The following is a 22357-nucleotide window of genomic DNA, read 5'->3' on the forward strand; positions in this document are numbered from 1 at the left end:
CGAGACGGGGAGCCCGCCTCATGCCGCGCGACGCTCCACCACCTGGGACGATCGTCCCACTCGGGTCCGCCGACGCTCGCGCAGGGACTTGATCGCCGAGCGCAGTCCGCGGCGCCGCCCGGTCAACGGGTCGACGGTCGCATGCAATCGGGTGCCCTCGGGCAGACCTTGCTTGAAACGACGTTCGGACGCGGTCTCGGGTGCGTCGTCGGCGGTGGCCGAGAGGTATTTGTTCGGCAGCGACAGCTTGGCGATGGTGCGCCACGACTTCGCGTACTGCAGCGGGAACGAGCCGGTGGTGTAGGGCAGGTCGTACTTCTCGCACAGCGCGCGCACCCGCACCGCGATCTCGGCGAGCCGATTGCTCGGCAGGTCGGGGAAGATGTGGTGCTCGATCTGATAGGAGAGGTTGCCGCTCATGAATGCCAGCACCGGTCCGCACCGGAAGTTGGCGCTGCCCAACATCTGTCGCAAATACCACTCGGCCTGCGTCTCGGAGTCGACGTCCTGCTTGGTGAACTTCTCGGCGCCGTCCGGGAAGTGCCCGCAGAAGATGACGGCGTTGGTCCACAGGTTGCGGATGACGTTGGCCATCGCGTCGGCGGTCGCCGCCTTGCGGAAAGCCGTTGCGGCATCCCGCTTGTCGCCACCCAACACCACCGCTGCGGCGGCGACCAGGGTCGGCTGCACGGCATAGTCCTTGGCGAGCTGCCTGCCCACCTTGCGGCCCACGTCGGCCAGATCCCGGCGGAACTGTTCCTTGGCCTCGGGGGTGCGGCGCTTCTTGCCGAGCTCGAGATGTTGTGCGGCAACGCCGTATTCGAACAACAGCGCGAGCAGCGTGTTGTACACCAGGTTGCCCAGGTAGAACGGCCGCCACCGCTGATCGCGCGTCACGCGCAGCAGCCCATAGCCCACGTCGTCATCCATGCCGAGCACGTTGGTGTACTTGTGATGGATGTAGTTGTGGGTGTGCTTCCAATGCGCCGATGGGTCGGTGTTGTCCCACTCCCACGTGGTCGAGTGCACCTCGGGATCGTTCATCCAATCCCACTGCCCGTGCATCACGTTGTGCCCGAGCTCCATGTTCTCCACGATCTTGGCGACGCCGAGGGTGGCTGCACCCGCCCACCACAGCCCGCGATTGCGCGAGCCGGCGATCATCGTCCGACCGGCGAGCTCGAGTCCGCGTTGGAAGCGGATCGTGTTGCGGATGTAGCGGGCGTCACGCTCTCCGCGTGCCGCCTCGATGTCGGCCCGGATGGCATCGAGTTCGGCGCCGAGGGCCTCGACGTCGGACTCGGACAGGTGGGCGTATTCGGGGATGTCGGTGATCGCCATGGGTTCCTCTCACCTCACGCCGCGGCCGGGACAATCCGCTCCGGCCTACGGCTACGTTTCCGTAACTTACGATAGCGTAGGTTACTGGGCGCGAGCTGTCCAGCCTTGGTGAAACAGACATCGGTGCGACCTCGGTCGGGACCGCTCAGAGTGTGCAGTTCTCCCGCAGGAGCTCGTACCCGACGAGATCCTCGATGTGGCCGTCGGAACTCGCGGCCAGGGGCTGGGTGCCGAACTCGGTGAAACCGGCGTTGCGGGCGAGCGCCCGACTGCCCTCGTTGGAGGCGGCGGCGAACATCGTCAGCCGCCGGATGTCGAGGACATCGAAGATGTGGCGCACCGCCGCCGGGAATGCTTCTCCCAGAACACCTTTGCCGCGCGACGCCGGATGCGTGTAGAAGCCGATCTCGGCGCCGGTGACGTCGTCGATCGCGAAGATCGAGATGTCGCCCATGTATTCGTCGGTCTCCTGATCGGCGACCGCCCAGGTGCAGGTGTTCCCGCAAGCAGCGGTCCACCACTTACGGGTGCGTTCGAGTGCCGCATGTTCGACCGACAGCGGATCGGGGCGCTCGAAGAGGTATTTGCGCGAGATCGGGTCGTCGAGGGTCTCGCGGATCCGCTCGTCATCCTTCTCGGCCAGCGGGCGCAACCGGAATCGTTCGGTGTCGAAGGTGGTGGCATGCCACCGCGATTTCGGTGCGAAGTCGTCGCCGGCATGCCACTTCGCACACCACGCGTCGACAACGCGGCTGTTCATCTCGAGCCAGTCCGGCAGGCGCGCGAGCAGGGTGAACCCGGCGGCGTGGGCGACCCGAAGGCTCGCCAGATTGCCCTCGGCGGCGTGGAACCGCACGACCTCCACGTCGCGTTCGGCGGCCGCATACGTCATCGCGAGCACCACCGCGCGACGCGCGAGACCCGCTCCCCGGGCATCGGGGTGCAGGACGAATCCGACCTCGACGATCCGCCCGGCGCCCTGCAGTTCGACGCTGCCGACGAATCGGCCCTCGTGCTCGATCGCCCAGGTCATGGAGTCGCCGTCGTCCCACCCCCGCAGGGCCCCGTCGATGAATCGCTCGGCGTCGGAACGGCCGTAGGGCGAGGGCATGCGCGCCCAGCGCATGGTCAGCGGGTCGGTGGCATAACCGACCACGCGATCGATGTCGTCGCCCCGGTGTGCCCGCAGGGTGACCACCCCGTCGGAGCAGACCGGAACCTCGGTCGTTTCGGACAGTCGGGACACTTCGGCTCGCACGCGGATCTCCTCCGTGGTCGACAGCAGCCGTGTTCGAGCCTAACGGGTCTGCGGCGACGGGGCGATGTTTGCACCCGATCGATCGGGTCCGGGCACGGCGGCGGGGCGTCGCAGCGCGCTGTCAGACGTCGAGGGTGCAGTCCCCCGCCGCCGCGCTGACGCAGGTCTGGATGCGTTCACCCTCGACATGTTCGACGCCCGACCGCAGGTCGCGAACGCATCCGCGGTCGAGCATCACCACACAGCTCTGACAGATACCCATGCGGCACCCGAACGGCATCAGGACACCCGCCGACTCCCCCGCCTCGAGCAGAGTGGTGGCGCCGTCGACGTCCTGCGTGCGCCCGGAACGGCCGAACGTCACCGTCCCGCCCACCGCGCCCACCACGCCACGCTCGAGGGCGAACCGCTCGATGTGCAGTAGATCGGCATGACCGTCGGCGAACACACCGGAGACCATGTCGAGGAAGGCGCCCGGTCCGCACGCCCACGTCTGCCGCTGCGTCCAATCCGGACACAGTGCGGTCAGCGAGTCCGGGGTCACCTTGCCGTCGGTCCGGGTGTATTGGATGTGCAGATCGATGACGCCGTCGGCGTGCAAGCGGGCCAGTTCGTCGCCGAAGAGCAGATCCGCGGGCGTCGGGGTGGAATGGATGAGCCGGATGTCGGTGCGCTGGTGGCGGTGAGCCATGGTGCGCAGCATCGAGATGATCGGCGTGATGCCACTGCCGGCCGTGACGAACAAGATCTTGTCCGGAAGTGGTTGCGGGAGCACGAATTCACCTTGCGGTGCGGCCAACCGCACGACGGTGCCCGGCGTCAGGCCGTTGACCAGATGCGAGGACAGGAAGCCCTCCGGCATCGCCTTGACGGTGATGGCGATGGTCCCCTCGTCGCGCGTCGTGTCGGGGACGGAGGTCAGCGAGTAGGAGCGCCAGGTCCACCGACCGTCGACGAGCACGCCGATGCCGATGTACTGACCGGGCACGTAGTCGAAGGAGAATCCCCACCCCGGGCGGATCCGAATGGTCGCCGAGTCCTCGGTCTCGGCGGTGACCGACACGATCTTGCCGCGCAGTTCGCGCGCCGACCACAGCGGATTGGCCAGATGCAGATAGTCGTCGGGCAGCAGCGGGGTGGTCACCCGGGCAACAGCAGCCCGAATCCACTGCCCGCCCCTGGTCCGGGCGGCGATCCCCGACACCGGTTCCTCGAATCGCTCCCGGATGTCCCGAATGCTGATTCCCCCAGCCCTGATCTTCATGGCGCCCATCCTCGAACTCGTCGATCCGCTCACCGGACCACCGTAACCTACGGGAGCGTAGGTTAGCGTGTCGGCGACCGGCCGTCAGCGGTTGTCGCCGGGGCGGTGTGGCGTCTCAGAGCAGTTCGAGGAGGAACGGCAGCTCTTGGGTGGCATACCACCCCAGGTCGTGATCCTCGACGTCGCCGACGGCCAGTTCGGCGTCCTCGTCACCGAGGTCGGCGGCGTCGATGACGACCACGGCGTTGCGCACCGCGGCCTCGGCGTCGGCCCCGTCGACGTGCACCGAGGCGACGGCCGAGCGCGGGATCGGTCCGGCGACACGGACCACGGCGTCGTCGAGTTCGGGATGCAGGGTGGGGTTCTCGACGTCGGCGGCCACGACGGCCCGACGCGGTGGCAGCTTCGGGGTGACACCGGGCTTGGTACCCGCCGCATCGGCGGCGAGTTCGGCATCGGCGTGGGCGTCACCGGGTGCGGGGGCCTCACCGGCGAGCAGCCGCAACGACGCCCGCGCGGCCTCACGCATCGCGACCTCGGCGAGTTCCTCGTCGTCGCCTGACAGGAACGATTCGCGCAGGGCCGGGGTCAGCGCGAATCCCGTTCCGCCGACCGGGCGGAACTCACCCGACTCGTCGAGTTCCATCAACATCGTCAACGTCGCCGGAAAGTACACCCTCATCGATGAGTCCTTCGCTTCTGCACGCGCTCACCCTACTGGCCGGCGGCGGTGGGCGTGACCACGCGATCGCTCCCAGTCATTGCGCCCCCAGTAATTCCTCGAACGACTCGGCGACATAACCCGCGAGGGCGGGCAGATCACCGATCACGCCGCGGTCGGCGGTGAACGCGAAGTTCAACCGGTCGAGATACTCCACCACCCCGATCGACAGCGCATGTCCGGCGATCAGGCCCGGCACCGCATGCAGAGCACTCACCTTGCGCCCCAAGACATATCGATCCGACACCGGCGAGCTGGTGATGGACAGGGGGATGTTGTAGCCCCGAGTGCCCAACGACCGGAAGGCCCACGAGCTGAATTCCGGGAACGGCACCATACCGAGTTCGGGAAGCAGCGGACGCGGACCGAGTGTCACCCGGCGCGACGATTGGGCGTACCGATCGGCGAGCGCGGCGACCTGCGAGAGTCGCACCTTCGGATTGTCCTCTCCCACGGGCAGATCCGTCACGAAGCCCGGGGTACCCACATCGATCCACGTGGCATCCCGCTCGGCGTCCGGTGCCACCCCCGGATCCCGGGTCGACAGCGGGATCTCGACGCGGACCGTGTCGGTGATGGGTGCGGCGACGTCGAAGGACAACAGCCATCGGCGCATCACGCCGCTGACGATCGCCAGCACCACATCGTTGACGGTGCAGCGGTGGTGTTCGGCGATCTTGGCGCAGTCACGACGGGGCACCGAGGACACCGCGAACATCTGCGAGGAACTGCCCGGCGAATTCAGCGGACTCTGCGGCGCCGAGTCGGTCACGTCCCCGATCAGATCGCCGATGCGACGCACCGTGGAGTCGACGACCGTGCGGACACCCCCGACGACGCCGTTGCCGGTGACGACCGAATCGATGAACTCCCCCGGCCGCGACACCGCCTCGGCGAGTGCACCGATCGCCAGCGACGTCGCACCAGGTGGGTGTCCGGGCATCCACAGGTCGGGCTCGTACTGGACGACGTCGGCGGTCTCGTCGGTGATCACCTGACTGATCTCGGGTCCGGCGAAGTCGTCGACCAGACACCGATGGCTCTTGGTGAGCACCGCATATCCGTTGCCCTCGAGCCCCTCGATCAGATACATCTCCCACAGCGGCCGGGACCGATCCAGCGGGCGCGACATCACGCGCGCGATCAGATCGCCGAGCTCGGCCAGGGTGCCCGGGCGGGGCAGCCCGGAGCGGCGGATGTGGAAGTTGATGTCGAAGTCGTGATCGTCGACCCACACCGGCCGCGCCAGACCCATCGTCACCGGCAGGACGATCTGCCGGTAGCGCGGCGCGAGCTGTAACCGGTTCTCCACCAACGACACCAGCGAGGGGTAGTCGAGGACGTGCTGGGCCCCGTCGGGTGCGGCCCCGGCGGGCGGGCCGGCATCGTCGAAGATCAGCAGCGCCCCCAGATGGCTGGTCGCGCCCGCCGGATCCAGGAAGTAGTACATCGCCTCGCGCGGGGACAACCGATTGGCCACATCGACGATCGTAAGGCCTCGGGTGCAACCCCTCGGCAACTGTTGCCCGACCCGGGCGCTCGGTTCTTCACTCGATGCCAGAGTGCCCGGCGAGGAACCGACGACCACGACGGTGCGCCGGCACCGGAGAAGAACGGAGTTGATGATGCGCGCAGCACGCTATTACGACCGTGGGGACATCCGGATCGAGGACATCGACGAGCCCACCGTCGAGCCCGGAACGGTCGCCATCGACGTGGCGTGGTGTGGGATCTGCGGCACCGACCTGCACGAGTACGCCGACGGGCCCATCTTCATCCCGCCGTCGGGGCATCCGCAGCCGATCAGCGGCGAGAGCGCGCCGATCACGCTGGGACACGAGATGTCGGGCGTGGTCTCGGCGGTCGGCGACGGTGTCGAGGACCTCGCGCCGGGCGATCACGTCGTCGTGGAGCCCTACATCATCGCCGACGGCGTCGACACCGGCCCGGACAGCCACAACTATCACCTCTCGGCCGACATGAATTTCATCGGGCTCGGTGGTCGCGGCGGCGGGCTCGGCGAGAAGATCGTCGTCGAGCGACGCTGGGTCCACAAGGTGTCCAAGGACATTCCCCTCGACCAGGCGGCGTTGATCGAACCCCTGTCGGTGGGTTTCCATGCGGTGCAACGCAGTGGCGCCGGCGCCGGGGACGTCGCGTTGATCACCGGAGCCGGCCCGATCGGTCTGCTCACCGCAGCGGTGTGCAAGGCCGAAGGCATCACCACGATCGTCAGCGAACCGAGTCGGCTGCGCCGGGAGAAGGCACGTGACACCGGTGTCGGTGACCACATCGTCGACCCGTCGACGCAGGACGTGGTGCAGGTCGTCCGCGACCTCACCGACGGTCGCGGCGCCGACGTCGGCTTCGAATGCACCTCGGTGCAACCTGCCCTCGACACCCTCTTCGATGCACTCAAGCCGACGGGAGTCCTTGTGGTGGTGTCGATCTGGGGTCACCCCGGAACGCTCGACATGCAGAAGCTGGTGCTCAAGGAGATCGACATGCGCGGCACCATCGCCTATGTCAACAGTCATCCGGCGACCATCCGGCTCGTCGAGGAGGGCAAGGTCGATCTCGCACCCTTCATCACCGGGCGCATCGGACTCGACCAGCTTCTCGACGAGGGCTTCGACACGTTGTTGCACCACAACGAAACCGCGGTGAAGATCCTGGTGTCGCCGTCCGGTGCGGGCGTGCGCTGAGCGCCGGCTCAGCTCATCTCCAACGTCGCCAGCCGCCACCGGTATTCGACCCGAACCGGAAGGCTGGATCGGACCCGGCCGGCCTGGCGCACCCGAACCGGGACGCGTTCGATGCGTCCGGCGAAAGCGCGAACCCGGCGACCCCGCTCGAAACTGCCGAAGATCTCCGCCGTCGACGGATCACACATCTGGATGTGGATTCGTCGGATGCGGGCGCTCACGCCCACGGCGCGGTTCTCGGGCCGGGCGATGTCGGGGCGCAGCAGGGTGACGATGTGTTCGTAGAGCTGCGGGGAGACCGCGGTCTCCAGGTGTACCGCCGGACGCCGCCGATCGAGGACCTCGAGCAGTGCGGTGATGGTCCGCGCGGCAACGCGTCGTGCCTCGACCGTTCCCGCCGGTACCGCCACCGGCTCGGGTCGTCGCACCGGCGGCGTGCCGAGCGGCGCGGTCACCAGCGGCCCGTCGGTCGCCCGGCTCGGCTCCCCGACCGGCTCGTAGGCGGGTGCGGCAACGACGCGCAGATGATCGACGGGGGCATCGGCCACCGCGTGAACGGGAGCATGAGCCCCTGCGCGAGCGGGAGCGTCGGCGGGAACGGTGGCGGTGAGGGTTGTGGTCATGGAAATCGGACGCACCGCAGGGCGCCCCGGTTCCACTTTGTCCGAAGTTTTTTTCGGCGACTGCGCTACCGACGCTTCTTCTTGGCCTTCGGTGGTCGGGAGGTCTTGGTCTGTGCGCGGGCCGCGGCGCGGCGTTCACGCCGGGACGCCGACATGACCGCCGGATCCTCTAGCTCCTCGGCCTCACTGTGGCTGACCTCGCCACCACCCTCGTCTGGTCCGGAGAACGTCATCGCCGAGACATCGGGGCCACCGTCGTCGGGCGCGCCGTCACCGACCGCCCGCAGTGCAGGCGGCGCCTGGCTCGACGCACCGGTCGCGGCACCGGCCAGCGCGGGTGCCGGCTGTCGCAGTGAGGCCGCGGCGGGCGCGGGAACGGGCGGGGCCTCGGTCTGGACCTGCACGTTGAACAGGAACTGCAGGGTCTCTTCCTTCAGGCCCTCGAGCATGCCGCTGAACATGTCGAAACCCTCGCGCTGATACTCCACGACCGGGTCACGCTGGGCCATCGACCGCAGGTGGATGCCCTCACGCAGGTAGTCCATCTCGTAGAGGTGGTCGCGCCACTTGCGGTCGAGCACCGACAGCAGGATCGTCCGCTCGAGCTGACGCATCGCGCCCTCGCCGGCGACCTCGGTGATCTGCGCCTCCCGCTTCTCGTAGGCGGCCTGCGCGTCGGCGATGAGGATCTCCTTGAGCTCCTCGGCGGAGATGTCGTCACGCTCGCCGTACTCGTTCTCGCCGACGACCTCCTTGGGATCGAGCTCGATCGGGTAGAGCGCACGGCACGCCGACCACAGTTCGTCGAGATCCCAGTCCTCGGCATAGCCCTCGGCAGTCGCTCCGTCGACATACGCGCCGACGACCTCGGCAACCATCTCCAGGATCTGCTCCCGGTGGTCGGAGCCCTCGAGGATGGTGCGGCGCTCGGCGTAGATGACCTTGCGCTGCTCGTTCATCACCTCGTCGTACTTGAGGACGTTCTTGCGGACCTCGAAGTTCTGCTGCTCGACCTGGGTCTGCGCGCTGCGGATGGCCTTGGTGACCATCTTCGCCTCGATGGGCACGTCGTCGGGCAGGTTCACCCGGTTCATGATCGACTCGAGGGCCGCGCCGTTGAATCGGCGCATCAGCTCGTCGCCGAGCGAGAGGTAGAACCGGGACTCCCCCGGATCGCCCTGACGACCGGAACGGCCGCGCAACTGGTTGTCGATGCGACGCGACTCATGGCGTTCGGTACCGAGCACGTACAGACCGCCGGCCGCACGGACCTGCTCGGCCTCCTCGGCCGCGGCCGCCCGCGCGGTCTCGATCGCCTCTTCCCACGCGGCCTCGTACTCGTCGGGAGTCGACACCGGGTCGAGGCCCGCCTTGCGCAGCCGCGTGTCGGCGATGATGTCGGGATTGCCACCGAGGACGACGTCGGTACCGCGACCGGCCATGTTCGTGGCGACGGTGACCGCACCGATACGACCGGCCTCGGCGACGATCTGGGCTTCCTGCTCGTGGAACTTCGCGTTCAGCACGGTGTGCGGGATGTCGCGTTTGGTGAGCTGGCGCGACAAGTACTCCGAGCGCTCGACGCTGGTGGTACCGATCAACACCGGCTGGCCGATCTCGTGGCGTTCGGTGATGTCGTCGACCACCGCGGAGAACTTGGCCTCCTCGGTCTTGTAGATCAGATCGCCCTGGTCCTTGCGGATCATCGGCTTGTTGGTCGGGATCGGCAGTACGCCCAGCTTGTAGATCTGGTCGAACTCGGCGGCCTCGGTCTCGGCGGTACCCGTCATGCCGGCGAGCTTGTCGTACATGCGGAAGTAGTTCTGCAGCGTGATCGTGGCCAGCGTCTGGTTCTCGGCCTTGATCTCGACGCCTTCCTTGGCCTCGATCGCCTGGTGCAGACCCTCGTTGAACCGGCGACCGTCGAGCACGCGACCGGTGAACTCGTCGACGATGAGGACCTCACCATTGCGGACGATGTAGTCCTTGTCGCGGTGGAACAGCTCCTTGACCTTGATGGCGTTGTTGAGATAACTCACCAGCGGTGAGTTGGCCGCCTCGTAGAGGTTGTCGATGCCCAACTGGTCCTCGACGAACTCCACGCCGGCCTCGTGCACGCCGATGGTCTTCTTCTTGATGTCGACCTCGTAGTGCTCGTCACGCTCGAGAAGCGGTGCGATGCGGGCGAATTCGACGTACCACTTACTCGATCCCTCGGTCGGCCCGGAGATGATCAGCGGGGTGCGCGCCTCGTCGATGAGGATCGAGTCGACCTCGTCGACGATCGCGAAGTTGTGGCCGCGCTGCACCAACTCCTCGAGGGAGTGCGCCATGTTGTCGCGCAGATAGTCGAAGCCGAATTCGTTGTTGGTGCCGTAGGTGATGTCGGCGGCGTAGGCCTCGCGGCGCTGATCCGGCGACATCCCGGTCAGGATGACCGCGGTCTCGAGGCCGAGGAACCGGTGCACCCGGCCCATCCACTCGGCGTCGCGCTTGGCGAGATAGTCGTTGACGGTGACGACGTGGACGCCGTCACCGGAGATCGCATTGAGGTAGGCCGGCAGCACACAGGTGAGGGTCTTGCCCTCACCGGTCTTCATCTCGGCGATGTTGCCGTAGTGCAGCGCCGCGCCGCCCATGATCTGGACGTGGAAGTGTTTCTGGTCGAGAACGCGCCAGGCGGCCTCGCGGGCCACCGCGAACGCCTCGGGCAACAGTTCCTCGAGCGTCTCGCCCTCGGCGTAGCGCTCCTTGAACTCGTCGGTCTTGGCCCGCAGATCGTCGTCGCCGAGCGCCTCGACCTCGTCGGACAATGTCTCGACGTGCGATGCGATGGCATCGAGTCGCTTGACCATCCGGCCTTCGCCGATGCGCAGCAGCTTGTTCAGCACCGTTGATCGAGTCCCTTACTCATGTCGACGTCCAACCACGGCCCGTGCAGCGCACAGGCCGCCGTCCATCGTACCGAGGCCGCCTGAAGAAGATCTGATCGGCCGCGTCGGGGGTCCGGGATCGATGCGCCTACCGACGCACGGCAGGGCGGTCCGGACGATATGTCCGCACCGCCCCGCCGACGTGCTCGACCGGTTCTCCGATCAGGCGAGTCGGATCAGCCCGTAGTCGAAGGCGTGTCGTCGGTAGACCACCGACGGCTTGTCGGTCTCCTTGTCGTGGAACAGGAAGAAGTCGTGCCCGACGAGTTCCATCTCGTAGAGCGCGTCGTCGACGGTCATCGGCACCGCCGGGTGCTCCTTGACGCGGACCACCTGACCGGGCGTGCGTTCGGCGACACCGTCATCCCACTGCTGGTCGGCCGACTGTTCGGCATCCTCGGGCGAGGGGCCCGCATCGACCGACAGCTGATTGTCACGCAGGCGGGGTGCCCCGACCTCGGTGGCCTCGGCCACCGACAGCGGTCGGCGGTTGCCGTAGTGCACCTTGCGGCGGTCCTTGACCCGACGCAGTCGCGACTCGATCTTGTCCAGTGCCGACTCGAGTGCCGAGTAGAAATTCTCGCCACACGCCTGTGCGCGTACCACCGGGCCCTTGCCCATCGCGGTGAGTTCCACCTGCTGACAGACCTTGGACTGGCGGCGGTTGCGTTCGTGGTTCAGCTCGACGTCGAAGCGGAAAATGGTCGGATCGTAGCGTTCGAGTCGGGCGAGCTTGTCGCCGACGAAGATCCGGTAATGCTCGGGTATTTCGACGTTGCGGCCGCTGAACGCCACCTTGGCGTTGGGCTCGGCGGGTTCGTCGGACTCCACCGTTCCCGGTGGGATGACGAACGCGGACTGGTTGTCGATGTCGTCGACCGCGGCGACCTTGGATTCGCGCTGGCCCTTGCGGTGGATGACAGATGACATGGAACTACCTCCTGGAAAGTGCTATTCGACCTCGAGGTGCCGAGCACGGGGTCCACCAATCACATGCGCCCAAGAGGACTGTCAAAGAAGTTGGCGCTCAATGATTTCGGATGGATCCTTCAATGTCGACTCAAGAATCGCAGAGCAGGAACCGAGTCAGTACCGACCGACGGTCGGCACCCATGTGCACTGGCCTCACCTCCCGGCGCGGAGCGGTGTGTGCTCCTCCGCGATGACCAATCAACCTCTTGTACCTCTGACCGTAGTCGGATGTTCGCAGCGCGGCCACGTTTCTGATCAGTGCGTCACGTCGTGGTCACCGAAGTCGGGACCAACGGCCCACCATCCGAGCGCAACGACCGGCGATACACAGACCCGGACCGGTCCACGGCGGTGACGCCCTCACGCCTGCGCAGCCGGATATCGCCGGCGTCTGATGCCACGCTCGTCGGGTGACTTCGTCCCCGCCCCGCTCCTTTGGCTCTTTCATGTCGGTCCTCGCCGTGGGGATGGGCCGGGTCGGCGTCGAGGGCGCCGACCTCGTCCTGCCCCGCACGTGCGGTGGATGCGGCCGCCCCGGGTGCGACTGGTGTCCCGACTGTGCGGCGAGGATCGCCGACGCGCCCCTCGAACTGCATCCCCGGGTGGCGATCGACATCCCGGTGTGGTCGGTGGGACGTTATCGGGGACCGCTGCGCGCCTCGATCATCGCGATGAAGGAGCACGGAAGACGTGACCTCGTCACACCTCTCGGACGGGCGCTGGCCGACACGCTGATCACGCTGGCCCGCTGGGGCGAGCTGCCCGACGCCGCGCGGCTTCATCTGATCCCGGCGCCGACCCGCCCGCTTGCGGCCCGGCGTCGTGGCGGTGACCCGGTGACGGCAATCGCCGGCGTCGCGGCCGGACGACTGGGTCCACGGGCCCGGGTGCGGCCGCTGTTGACCACGGCGATGACCACCCGCGACTCGTCGGGTCTCGACGCGCGCGAGCGGCGCGCGAACCTGCGTGGCAGCGTCCGTATCCGCACCGGCGCACGCTGTCCTCCGGGTGCGGCGATCCTCGTCGACGACGTGCTCACCACCGGCGCGACGGCTGCCGAATCGGTGCGGGTGTGCCGCGCACACGGCATCGGGATCGGTGCGGTCGTCGTCCTCGCCGGGGCCTGAATTGCCTGGCGCCACAACCGAGTTGTCGTCAGGGGATGACCGGGATGGTCCCCGGTGTCATCGCCGGTTCGACCTCGGTCCAGTATTCGTCGGCCTGACCGTTGGTGCTGCCGAGACGCAACACACCACGCTGGTCGGCGATGTAGACGGTCGTCGGGTTGGCAACGACCGCGGTGACCGGCGGCGAGACGTTGCCACTGAGCAGGCCGACGGCCGGGGTGCCGCTGATCGACACCTGCACCACGGGCGAGTCGGTGGCGTCACGGGCGACCATCACGGTGGTCGGCGACGCCCAGTCCAGCGACACCGCGCGATTGCCGATGTTGTAGGCGGCGATCATCGGCTGCGCGAGGGTGAGTTGCCCGTCGGCGTTGGTCGCGAGCACCGCGAACACCACCTGGCCGGACACGATCATCGCGACCCGCACCCCGTCGGGGGCGACCTGCATCTCGGTGATCGGACCGCGCACCAGCGCGGCGACCTGCCCGGCGTCGATCTCGGCGACGCGGGCACCGCCGGGGTCGTTGCCGATCCACTCGACGGGCCGGCCGTCGACGACGGCCCAGACCAGGTCGTTCTCGGGACCGAAGGAGGGCCGGGTGATCGACGTGCCGGAGGCGATCGTCGTCGGCGCCCCACCGTAGTCGCCGACCGCCAGATTCAGCCGGGGGTCGGGGCCGTCGGCGGCGAGGACGGCGGCCACATGCGATCCGTCCGGAGAGATCGACGCCGACCGTACCGAGGTCCCGGCGCCGAGCGGACCCGGCACCGGCACGGTGCCGTCGTCGATGACCTTGGACATCGCTCCATTGCGAATGATGTTGAGCCCCACCGCCGATGTCGGCGGCACGTTCGGGTCGAAGGCCCGCACGTCGGTCGTCTGCCATCCCGCGGCCCGGTCGCCGACGAGTGGTGCACCGTCGGCGTTGATGACGTACGGACCGCCGATGTCGGCTCCGCTGAGGGTCCAGATGATCTGTGCGGCGAGCAGCGTGCGATCCCGGGTGGACGGACTGCCGATACCGGTCAGGTCGACGCGCACCCCGCCGCCGGCCACCGGAGTGACCGGACCCCGCATCGCGGCCCCACTCGGAAACGCGGAATCGACCGCGGTGGCCAGATCGTCGGCCGGCCCGTCGATCAACGTGTTCACCAGCGTCGTCGGGTCCGAATCGGTACCGCCGTAGAGCCACCTCGGGTCCGGCACGAGGTGCGATCGCGTCCGGTCGGTGTAGTACACCGAGACCGAGCGGTAGCTGACCTCGAACTGGTTGCGGTCGATCATCGTGCGGTCGGGCAGGGTGCCGTCGATGCGCCACTGATTGCCCACCCGCGCCAACGTCAGGGTGGTCTCCACCTGTCCGGTCGCCGGCAGCAGTTGACCGTCGGGTTTGAGGACGCCCACGTTGTCGCCGACGAGGCGCATCCGAACGGCGGTCGGGCTGCGCTGATCGACGTAGGTGTTGATGTCATCGAGGATGATCGCGTCACCGCGCTCGTCCCATTGCGCCGCGGTCACCGGGGCGAGGAACTTGCGGGCCGCGGCGTGCGCGTCGGTGGGTGCCGCGGTGGCCTTGAGGTATGCGCGGACCAGCGCCTCGGGGTCCATGTCCGGCTGGGGCGCCGGCACCGCGTTGGTCGGGCCCTCGCGGGCGAAGGAGCTGATGGGTTGCGGCAGCGAATCGTCGGGGATACCGCCGCAGGCCGCGACCAGCGCCGCGACGACACACAGCAGCGGTACCAGCAGGCGCCATCTCGCCCCGACCGACCTCGTCGCGGCCGACCGATGTTCACTCGCCACCGACGGCTCCCTCGACGCGGGCGGGTTTGGCGACGCTCTTGACCTTGCTCGCGCCGACCGGCTTCAGCGGCAGCGGAGAGCCGAGCACCTTGTGTCCGCGTACCAGGGGCAGGGTCAGCCGGAAGCAGGCACCTTGACCGGGTTCGCCCCACGCTTCCAGCCGGCCCTGATGCAGCCGGGCGTCCTCGATGCTGATCGCCAGGCCCAGCCCGGTGCCGCCGGATCGGCGGAACCTCGACGGATCGGAGCGCCAGAAGCGGTTGAACACCAACTTCTCCTCACCCGGACGAAGACCGATGCCCTGATCGCGGACGGTGATCGCCACGGCGTCGCCGTCGGAACGCATCGACAACGTCACGGGTTTGCGCTCCCCGTGGTCGATCGCGTTGGCCAGCAAATTGCGCAGGATTCGCTCGACCCGGCGCGGGTCGATCTCGGCGAGGACCGGCTCGGCCGGGAGATCGAGGATCAATTCGGTACCGGTCTCCTCGGCCAGGCGCGACACCGTCGAGAGCGCAGCGTCGATCGGGATCGCCATGTCCATCCGTTCGGCGGCCAGCTCGGCCATACCCGCATCGTGTCGGGAGATCTCCAGCAGTTCGTTGAGCAGCGTCTCGAACCGGTCGAGTTCCTTGTCCAACAATTCCACGGATCGGCGGCGCACCGGGTCGAGCTCGTCGCGGCCCTCATAGAGCACGTCGCTGGCCATCCGGACGGTGGTCAGCGGCGTCCGCAACTCGTGACTGACGTCGGAGGTGAACTGCCGTTGCAGCCCACCGAACTCCTCGAGGTGGGTGATCTGCTTGGACAGGCTCTCGGCCATGTCGTTGAACGACATGGCCAGCCTTGCCATGTCGTCCTCACCGCGGACCGGCATGCGTTCCTTGAGTCGGCCGTCGGCGAATCGGACGGCGATCCTCGACGCCGAGCGCACCGGGATGACCACCTGTCTCGACACCAGCCAGGCGATCGCCGCCAGGAGACCGAGCAACACCACACCACCGGTCAGCAACGTGCCCCGGACCAGGTCGACCGTGCTGTTCTCGGTGGTCAACGGGAAGACGAGGTACAACTCCAGCCCGGGCACCGAGGCGTTGGTGGGTGAGCCGATGATGAGTGCGGGTTCCTGGCCGCCGGTCGAGTTGGCCACCGACGAATACTGGTAGGCGATCTGACCGCCCTGCACCATGTCGCGCAGGTTCCGGGGGATCTCCGACACCGGTCCGACGCCGGTCGCACTGCCGTCGGCGCCGGTACCGGGCACCAGCAGCACCGTGTCGAACGTGCCGACGTTGCCCGACGACTGTCCGCTGTCGATGTCCCGGTCGGTGAGCAGCGACCGTGTCTGGCGCAGCCGGTTCTGCACCGACATGTTGCCGTCACCGCTGGCGAGATCGCGTTCCACCGACACCCGGGCGCGCTCGACCTCCTCGGTCGCCGCAGTGAGTTTGACGTCGAGCAGCCGGTCGGTGATCTGACTCATCAGGACGAACCCGAGGATCAGGAGCACGACGAAAGACAGCACCAACGTCGAGACCACAACCCGCAACTGCAGTGAGCGTCGCCAGATCCGGCCGAAGACCGAGGCGATCGCGCTCGCCGTGCGGGTGAGCCGTCCGAAGGTGCTGTTGACGCGTCGTCTGTTGCGACCGATCACGGCGGGCCGGCCTTGTAGCCGACCCCCCTCACCGTCAGAACGACCTCCGGGTTCTCCGGGTCGGTCTCGACCTTCGCGCGTAACCGCTGAACATGCACGTTGACGAGTCTAGTGTCGGCCGGATGCCGATAACCCCACACCTGCTCGAGCAGGACGTCGCGGGTGAACACCTGTCGGGGTTTGCGGGCCAACGCCACGAGCAGGTCGAATTCGAGCGGCGTCAAGGAGATCGGGACGCCGTCGCGGGTCACCTTGTGTGCGGGAACGTCGATCTCCACCGGCCCGATCGACAGCAGTTCCGCGGGCTCCTCGTCGGTGCGGCGCAGCCGTGCGCGCACGCGGGCGACGAGTTCCTTGGGTTTGAACGGTTTGACCATGTAGTCGTCGGCGCCCGACTCCAGGCCGAGCACCACATCGACGGTGTCGGACTTGGCGGTCAGCATCACGATCGGCACCCCGGAGTCGGCGCGCAGCACCCGGCAGACGTCGATGCCGTTCATTCCCGGCAACATCAGGTCGAGCAACACCAGATCGGGGCGGATCTCGCGAACAGCGGTCAGCGCCTGGGTCCCATCACCCACCACGAACGGCTCGAACCCCTCGCCGCGCAACACGATCGTGAGCATCTCGGCGAGCGCGGCATCATCATCGACGACGAGGATCCGTGGCTTCATGCTGACAATGGTGACACTGTTGTGACCATCCGGCCGTGATCGACGCGCCGCGCGTTCGTGACGCCCGGACGCCGGTGGCCGCCGCCGTCCGGGCAGAGTGGTCACGCGGACACAACCGCACAGGCAACCGGTCAATCACACAGGAGCACAAGGTGGGTCGACTCATCGCCGTCGAGGGACTCGACGGCGCCGGTAAGAACACGCTGGTCACCGGCCTGGTTCGGCGATGGCGGGAGCGGGGTGTCGCCGTGGCCACGGTCACCTTCCCGCGGTATCACCAGTCGCTGTTCGCCGACGTCGCGGCCGAGGCGCTCCACGGCGAGCACGGGGACCTACGCGAGAGCGTGTACGCGATGGCCCTGTTGTTCGCGCTCGACCGATCGGCGGCGGCCCCGGAGATCCGGGCCGCGCTCGAGAGCAATGACGTCGTCGTCGCCGACCGCTATGTCGCGTCGAACGCCGCCTACAGTGCCGCGCGTCTCGCCCAATCCGCCGACGGTGAGGTCGTGCGATGGGTGCACGACCTGGAATTCGGGCGGCTGGATCTCCCCCGACCCGACCACACCCTGTTCCTCGCCGTGTCGGCGGACGTCGCGATGAGTCGAGCGCAGGCACGATCCGCCGGCGACCCGACGCGACCCCGCGATCACTATGAGCGCGACGCGGATCTGCAACGCCGTGTCGATGCGACGTATCGCGAGCTGGCCCGGTCCGGGTGGGCCTCGCCGTGGACGGAGGTGGCCGACGCGGCACCGGAGACACTGATCGACCTACTCGGCGCCGGGGTCGACGACCCGAATGACGCGCGCTGACGCCGCCGCACGCGGTCCGATAGCCTGGCTGGACCCACGTCGCGAGGAAGACTTATGACCTATCCGCCGCCCCATGGTGGCGATGCACCGCGGGAGCCCGCACAGTCGGCACCCACGCCCGAGGAGGTCGCCGACCCGGTGACCCCTGGTGCGGGACCGACCCCGACGCCCGCGCAGATGCCGACCCGCACGATGACGACCTGGACTGCCGGCGGACACACTCCGCCACCGCAGGCGCCTTCGCCGCAGGGTCCCGCGCCCGGCGCGGCCGCCTTCCCGCCACCGACACCGGTGTCGCAACCCGTTGCCGCCCAACCCTTTTCATCACCGGTGCCGCCGTCGTACCAGCAGCCGCCCCCGTACCAGCAGCCGCCGTCTCAGCCGGCGCCGGGGTCGTTCGGTCTGCCGGCGACTCCTGGACTCCCGGCGGGCGGCGTGCCGGGAGGTGGCTTCGGGCCCGGTGGCGGCTTCGGGCCCGGCGGCCCGACCGGTCCCGGCATGCCCGGTGGCGGGCAACGTCCGCCGGGCGGCCCGCGTAACACCGGCGCGCTCGTTGCCATCGGCGCGGGCGTGCTCACGGTCGTCGTGATCGTGGCACTCGCGGTGACGTTGATCGTGGTCAACACCGGCAGCAGCACCGACACCACGGTCGCGACCGGTGCGCCGTCGACCGCTCCGTCCACACCCGGCGGTGGTGGCGCGAGCACCGCACCCGACACCGACACCCCGACCCAGTCCGCCCCGGACACCGACGGTACGTCCGCGGTGGACCCGGCGACCGCATACGCCATCGCCGACGCGATGCAGCGCTACATCGCCGCGGCCAATGCCCGCGACGTCGCCCGGATGCAGGCCACGGTCTGTAGCGCGGCGCGATCGTCGGTGCAGGCGCCAACACAGCAGGGCAACCTGGTGCTCGAACAACTGCGGGTGAACTCCATCAACGGCGACACCGCACAGTCGACGATCCAGACCCACCTGGAGCTGGGATCGCAACGCAGCAGCAGCCAGGAGGACACGGTGAGTTTCGAACGCGAGAACTCGTCCTGGTACTACTGCCCGGGCGCCGAGCCCGCCATCACCGCCTGAGGACACCGAGAACCCGGTACTGACGAATAGCGAAAAACGCTGCCCCGCTCGAGGTGTCGAGCGGGGCAGCGTTTTCGAGATGGGTGCGCCTCAGTAACGGTAGTGCTCGGGCTTGTAGGGTCCCTCGACGTCGACGTTGATGTACTCGGCCTGCTCCTTGGTGAGCTTGGTCAGCGTGCCGCCGAGCGCCTCGACGTGGATCTTGGCGACCTTCTCATCGAGATGCTTGGGCAGCCGGTAGACCTCGTTGTCGTACTCGTCGTTCTTGGTCCACAGTTCGATCTGTGCGATGACCTGGTTGGAGAAGCTGTTGCTCATCACGAACGACGGATGACCGGTCGCGTTGCCGAGATTGAGCAGCCGGCCCTCGCTCAGCACGATTATCGAGTGGCCGTCGTCGAAGATCCACTGATCGACCTGCGGCTTGACGTTGATCCGCTTGGCGCCGGAACGCTCGAGACCCGCCATGTCGATCTCGTTGTCGAAGTGCCCGATGTTGCCCAGGATCGCCTGGTTCTTCATCTGCTTCATGTGCTCGAGCAGGATGATGTCCTTGTTACCGGTCGAGGTGATGACGATGTCGGCCCCGGAGATCGCATCCTCGACGGTGACCACGTCGAATCCGTCCATCAGTGCCTGCAGGGCGTTGATCGGGTCGATCTCGGTGACCTGGACGCGTGCGCCCTGACCGGCCAGCGATTCCGCACAGCCCTTGCCGACGTCGCCGTACCCGCAGATCAGGACCTTCTTGCCGCCGATGAGGACGTCGGTGCCGCGGTTGATGCCGTCGATGAGCGAGTGGCGGGTGCCGTATTTGTTGTCGAACTTGGACTTGGTGACCGAGTCGTTGACGTTGATGGCCGGGAACGCCAGGTCGCCGGCAGCGGCGAACTGATAGAGCCGCAGCACACCGGTGGTCGTCTCCTCGGTGACGCCCTTGACCGACTCGGCGACCTTCGACCACTTGGTCTTGTCGGCCTCGAAGCTCGACCGCAGCAGATCCAGGAAGACCTTGTACTCGGCGGAGTCGTTCTCATCGGCGGGCGGAACGACACCGGCCTTCTCGAACTCGGCGCCGCGCAGCACCAGCATGGTGGCATCGCCGCCGTCGTCGAGGATCATGTTGGCGGGCTCGTCGGGGTTGGGCCAGGTGAGCATCTGCTCGGCGGCCCACCAGTACTCCTCGAGCGTTTCGCCCTTCCACGCGAACACCGGGACGCCCTTGGGCTCGTCGGGCGTGCCGTGCGGGCCGACGACGACTGCGGCGGCGGCGTGGTCCTGGGTGGAGAAGATGTTGCACGAGGCCCACCGGACCTGCGCACCGAGCGACACGAGCGTCTCGATGAGCACCGCGGTCTGGATGGTCATGTGCAGCGACCCCGAGATCCGTGCGCCCTTGAGCGGGGCGACCTCGGCGTATTCGCGCCGCAGCGACATCAGGCCGGGCATCTCGTGTTCGGCGAGTTCGATCTCCTTGCGGCCGAAGTCGGCCAGCGAGAGATCGGCAACCTTGAAGTCGATGCCGTTGATGGAGTCTGCCTGCGGTGCGTCGTTCTGCACCATGGTCATCTGGTCCCCTTCGGAGTCGGTGTGGCTCCTCGCGTGACACCGGTGAGCGCAGGGTGCGCCCACCGGGGACACGACGAAGAGATCTGAGGACCAGGCTATCCGACGCCGTCAGCGGGCCGCCGGGCGTGGGGCGTGGGCGCCGAGCGGGACGCCACCGGGCGCGCCGCTCCAGGGCGGATCACTCCTTGGACAGGTCGGGGCCTCCGGACGCGGCGGCACCCGCGCTGACGGTGTCGACGCCCTCGACCTCGCCGCGCTCACGCTTGCCGACCATCGAGTGGCGCATGCCGTACAGGAAGTAGACGGCCACACCGATCACCATCCAGATGACGAAGCGAATCCAGGTCAGCGCCGACAGATTGAGCATCAGCCAGATGCAGGCCAGGATGGCCAGGACCGGGATGATCGGTCCGCCGGGAACGGTGAAGCCGCGGTCGAGATCCGGCCGGGTGCGGCGCAGGATCATCACACCCGCCGCCACGACGATGAACGCGAACAGCGTCCCGACGTTGACCATCTCCTCCAGTTTGTCGATCGGGAAGAAGCCGGCGACGATGAACACCACCAGTCCGATCAGCAGGGTGAGCCGGGCCGGGGTACCGAAACGCGGGTGCGTCTTGGCCAGACCGCGTGGCAGCAATCCGTCGCGGCACATGGCGAACAACACCCGCGACTGGCCGAGCATCAGGACCATCACGACGGTCGTCAGACCGGCGAGGGCACCGATGGCAATGGTTTTCTCCGCCCAGGTGACCCCGTTGAGCGCGAATGCGGTGGCCAGATTCTTGGGTTCGCCGTTGCCTGCGCTGGTGGCCAGCTGTGTGTAGCTGACCATTCCGGTCACCACGATGGTCACCAGGACGTAGAGGACGGTGACGATCGCCAGCGATCCGAGGATTCCGCGGGGGACGTCCCGACGCGGGTTCCGGGTTTCCTCGGCGGTGGTGGCGACCACGTCGAATCCGATGAACGCGAAGAAGACGATCGACGCCGCCGCCAACACGCCGTACCAGCCGTAGGAGCTCTCGCCGCCACCGGTGATCAATGAGAACAGTGACGAGTCGACCGACTTCTCGGCGCCCGCACCGCTTTCGCCGGGCGGGATGAACGGGCTGAAGTTGGCGGCCTTGACGTAGAAGAACCCGACGACGATCACCAGCAGCACCACGGCCACCTTGATGGCCGTGATGACGGCACTGACGCGCGAGGACAGTTTGGTGCCGAGTACCAGCAGCGTGGTCACCACGGCGACGATGATCATCGCCCCCCAGTCGATTGTCACCGACCCCACATCGACTGTGCCGCCGGAGAATCCGAACACACTGCCGAGATAGGACGACCACCCCTTGGACACCACCGAGGCGCCCACGGCGAACTCCAGGATCAGATCCCACCCGAGAATCCACGCGAGGAACTCGCCGAAGGTCGCGTAACCGAAGGTGTACGCCGATCCGGCGACCGGCACGGTCGAGGCGAATTCGGCGTAACACAGCGCCGCCAGGGCACAGGCGATGGCGGCCATGATGAACGACAGCGAGATGGCCGGGCCGGCCTTGTTACCCGCGGTGGTCGCGGTGATGGTGAAAATACCTGCGCCGATGACCACCGACACCCCGAAGACCATCAGATCCCACGAAGTCAGGTTCTTGCGCAGTTGGTGTCCGGGCTCATCGGTGTCGGCCATCGATTGCTCGACGGACTTGACCCGGGTCAGCGGGTTGGCCATTCGCCTCGACCTCTCTTGTTTGGTGCAGCCGTGTGCGGTTCGAGCCGATCGGCGAGAACGACCACCACGGTGCCGACTGGTTGCG

General features: G+C 67.6%; 17 protein-coding genes. 4 read left to right on the top strand and 13 right to left on the bottom strand.

The features are described from left to right. Nucleotides 1–18: 18 nt before the first annotated feature. From GOPIP_RS14000 to GOPIP_RS14020, 5 genes are all read right to left on the bottom strand, one after another. Nucleotides 19–1341 carry a fatty acid desaturase family protein gene (locus GOPIP_RS14000; RefSeq protein WP_006370351.1) on the bottom strand — a complete coding sequence of 441 codons (1323 nt, stop codon included), beginning with the start codon at nucleotides 1339–1341 and terminating at the stop codon, nucleotides 19–21. A 145-nt stretch (nucleotides 1342–1486) separates the two neighbouring features. After that, the gene (locus GOPIP_RS14005) at nucleotides 1487–2599 is read right to left on the bottom strand and encodes a GNAT family N-acetyltransferase (protein WP_006370352.1); all 1113 of its coding nucleotides are present in this window, start codon (nucleotides 2597–2599) and stop codon (nucleotides 1487–1489) included. Nucleotides 2600–2720: 121 nt separating this feature from the next. Next, the gene (locus tag GOPIP_RS14010; protein ID WP_050955267.1) at nucleotides 2721–3863 is read right to left on the bottom strand and encodes a ferredoxin reductase; all 1143 of its coding nucleotides are present in this window, start codon (nucleotides 3861–3863) and stop codon (nucleotides 2721–2723) included. Nucleotides 3864–3978: 115 nt separating this feature from the next. Next, nucleotides 3979–4545, bottom strand: a complete 567-nt coding sequence (locus GOPIP_RS14015) for a DUF6912 family protein (protein ID WP_006370354.1) — start codon at nucleotides 4543–4545, stop codon at nucleotides 3979–3981. Between the two features lie 76 nt (nucleotides 4546–4621). Next, nucleotides 4622–6064, bottom strand: coding sequence for a wax ester/triacylglycerol synthase domain-containing protein (locus tag GOPIP_RS14020; protein WP_006370355.1), 1443 nt, complete (start codon nucleotides 6062–6064; stop codon nucleotides 4622–4624). A 145-nt stretch (nucleotides 6065–6209) separates the two neighbouring features. Here GOPIP_RS14020 and GOPIP_RS14025 point away from each other — a divergent pair, with 145 nt between their 5' ends. Then, nucleotides 6210–7289: a 2,3-butanediol dehydrogenase gene (locus GOPIP_RS14025; protein WP_006370356.1), complete on the top strand. Its 1080-nt coding sequence runs from the start codon at nucleotides 6210–6212 to the stop codon at nucleotides 7287–7289. An 8-nt stretch (nucleotides 7290–7297) separates the two neighbouring features. On the opposite strand, the gene GOPIP_RS14030 is transcribed toward GOPIP_RS14025, so the two are convergent. The 3 genes from GOPIP_RS14030 to hpf form a co-directional block, all read right to left on the bottom strand. Then, nucleotides 7298–7912, bottom strand: a complete 615-nt coding sequence (locus GOPIP_RS14030; RefSeq protein ID WP_014360918.1) for an Rv3235 family protein — start codon at nucleotides 7910–7912, stop codon at nucleotides 7298–7300. 65 nt (nucleotides 7913–7977) lie between these two features. Next, complete coding sequence (gene secA / locus GOPIP_RS14035) at nucleotides 7978–10803, bottom strand: preprotein translocase subunit SecA (protein ID WP_006370358.1); 2826 nt, start codon at nucleotides 10801–10803, stop codon at nucleotides 7978–7980. Nucleotides 10804–11007: 204 nt separating this feature from the next. After that, nucleotides 11008–11775 carry a ribosome hibernation-promoting factor, HPF/YfiA family gene (gene hpf, locus GOPIP_RS14040; RefSeq protein WP_006370359.1) on the bottom strand — a complete coding sequence of 256 codons (768 nt, stop codon included), beginning with the start codon at nucleotides 11773–11775 and terminating at the stop codon, nucleotides 11008–11010. A gap of 488 nt (nucleotides 11776–12263) precedes the next feature. Here hpf and GOPIP_RS14045 point away from each other — a divergent pair, with 488 nt between their 5' ends. Continuing rightward, a complete protein-coding gene (locus tag GOPIP_RS14045; RefSeq protein WP_006370360.1) occupies nucleotides 12264–12944 on the top strand; it encodes a ComF family protein in 681 nt (226 codons plus the stop codon). A gap of 28 nt (nucleotides 12945–12972) precedes the next feature. Here the strand turns inward: GOPIP_RS14045 and lpqB are convergent, their stop codons facing one another. From lpqB to mtrA, 3 genes are read right to left on the bottom strand one after another with little or no spacing between them, the layout of a single operon-like run. Beyond that, complete coding sequence (gene lpqB / locus GOPIP_RS14050; RefSeq protein WP_006370361.1) at nucleotides 12973–14745, bottom strand: MtrAB system accessory lipoprotein LpqB; 1773 nt, start codon at nucleotides 14743–14745, stop codon at nucleotides 12973–12975. Continuing rightward, nucleotides 14735–16402, bottom strand: a complete 1668-nt coding sequence (gene mtrB / locus GOPIP_RS14055) for an MtrAB system histidine kinase MtrB (RefSeq protein WP_006370362.1) — start codon at nucleotides 16400–16402, stop codon at nucleotides 14735–14737. The genes lpqB and mtrB overlap by 11 nt, the downstream gene beginning before the upstream one ends. Next, entirely contained in the window at nucleotides 16399–17076 is a 678-nt protein-coding gene (gene mtrA, locus GOPIP_RS14060; protein ID WP_004023513.1) for an MtrAB system response regulator MtrA, read from the bottom strand. Before mtrA ends, mtrB begins: the two co-directional genes overlap by 4 nt. A 152-nt stretch (nucleotides 17077–17228) precedes the next feature. Between mtrA and GOPIP_RS14065 the strand changes: the two genes are divergently transcribed. After that, complete coding sequence (locus GOPIP_RS14065; RefSeq protein WP_006370363.1) at nucleotides 17229–17888, top strand: dTMP kinase; 660 nt, start codon at nucleotides 17229–17231, stop codon at nucleotides 17886–17888. A 54-nt stretch (nucleotides 17889–17942) separates the two neighbouring features. Next, nucleotides 17943–18977: a hypothetical protein gene (locus GOPIP_RS14070; protein ID WP_006370364.1), complete on the top strand. Its 1035-nt coding sequence runs from the start codon at nucleotides 17943–17945 to the stop codon at nucleotides 18975–18977. 90 nt (nucleotides 18978–19067) lie between these two features. Here GOPIP_RS14070 and ahcY read toward each other — a convergent pair whose 3' ends face one another. Then, nucleotides 19068–20546 (bottom strand): adenosylhomocysteinase, encoded by a 1479-nt coding sequence (gene ahcY / locus GOPIP_RS14075; protein WP_006370365.1) that lies wholly within the window; start codon nucleotides 20544–20546, stop codon nucleotides 19068–19070. A 178-nt stretch (nucleotides 20547–20724) separates the two neighbouring features. Next, a complete protein-coding gene (locus GOPIP_RS14080) occupies nucleotides 20725–22272 on the bottom strand; it encodes an amino acid permease (RefSeq protein ID WP_006370366.1) in 1548 nt (515 codons plus the stop codon). Between the last annotated feature and the right edge of the window lie 85 nt (nucleotides 22273–22357).

Origin of the sequence: Gordonia polyisoprenivorans NBRC 16320 = JCM 10675 (genome assembly GCF_000241325.1) — a bacterium.
In the GTDB taxonomy this organism is placed as follows: Bacteria; Actinomycetota; Actinomycetes; order Mycobacteriales; family Mycobacteriaceae; genus Gordonia; species Gordonia polyisoprenivorans.

Coding starts and splice junctions, on each gene's coding strand:
- mtrA (WP_004023513.1), bottom strand. CDS start 17,076: ATGAAGCCACGGATCCTCGTCGTCGATGATGATGCCGCGCTCGCCGAG.
- GOPIP_RS14015 (WP_006370354.1), bottom strand. CDS start 4,545: ATGAGGGTGTACTTTCCGGCGACGTTGACGATGTTGATGGAACTCGAC.
- GOPIP_RS14000 (WP_006370351.1), bottom strand. CDS start 1,341: ATGGCGATCACCGACATCCCCGAATACGCCCACCTGTCCGAGTCCGAC.
- GOPIP_RS14010 (WP_050955267.1), bottom strand. CDS start 3,863: ATGAAGATCAGGGCTGGGGGAATCAGCATTCGGGACATCCGGGAGCGA.
- hpf (WP_006370359.1), bottom strand. CDS start 11,775: ATGTCATCTGTCATCCACCGCAAGGGCCAGCGCGAATCCAAGGTCGCC.
- GOPIP_RS14070 (WP_006370364.1), top strand. CDS start 17,943: ATGACCTATCCGCCGCCCCATGGTGGCGATGCACCGCGGGAGCCCGCA.
- GOPIP_RS14045 (WP_006370360.1), top strand. CDS start 12,264: ATGTCGGTCCTCGCCGTGGGGATGGGCCGGGTCGGCGTCGAGGGCGCC.
- GOPIP_RS14030 (WP_014360918.1), bottom strand. CDS start 7,912: ATGACCACAACCCTCACCGCCACCGTTCCCGCCGACGCTCCCGCTCGC.
- GOPIP_RS14025 (WP_006370356.1), top strand. CDS start 6,210: ATGCGCGCAGCACGCTATTACGACCGTGGGGACATCCGGATCGAGGAC.
- ahcY (WP_006370365.1), bottom strand. CDS start 20,546: ATGACCATGGTGCAGAACGACGCACCGCAGGCAGACTCCATCAACGGC.
- GOPIP_RS14080 (WP_006370366.1), bottom strand. CDS start 22,272: ATGGCCAACCCGCTGACCCGGGTCAAGTCCGTCGAGCAATCGATGGCC.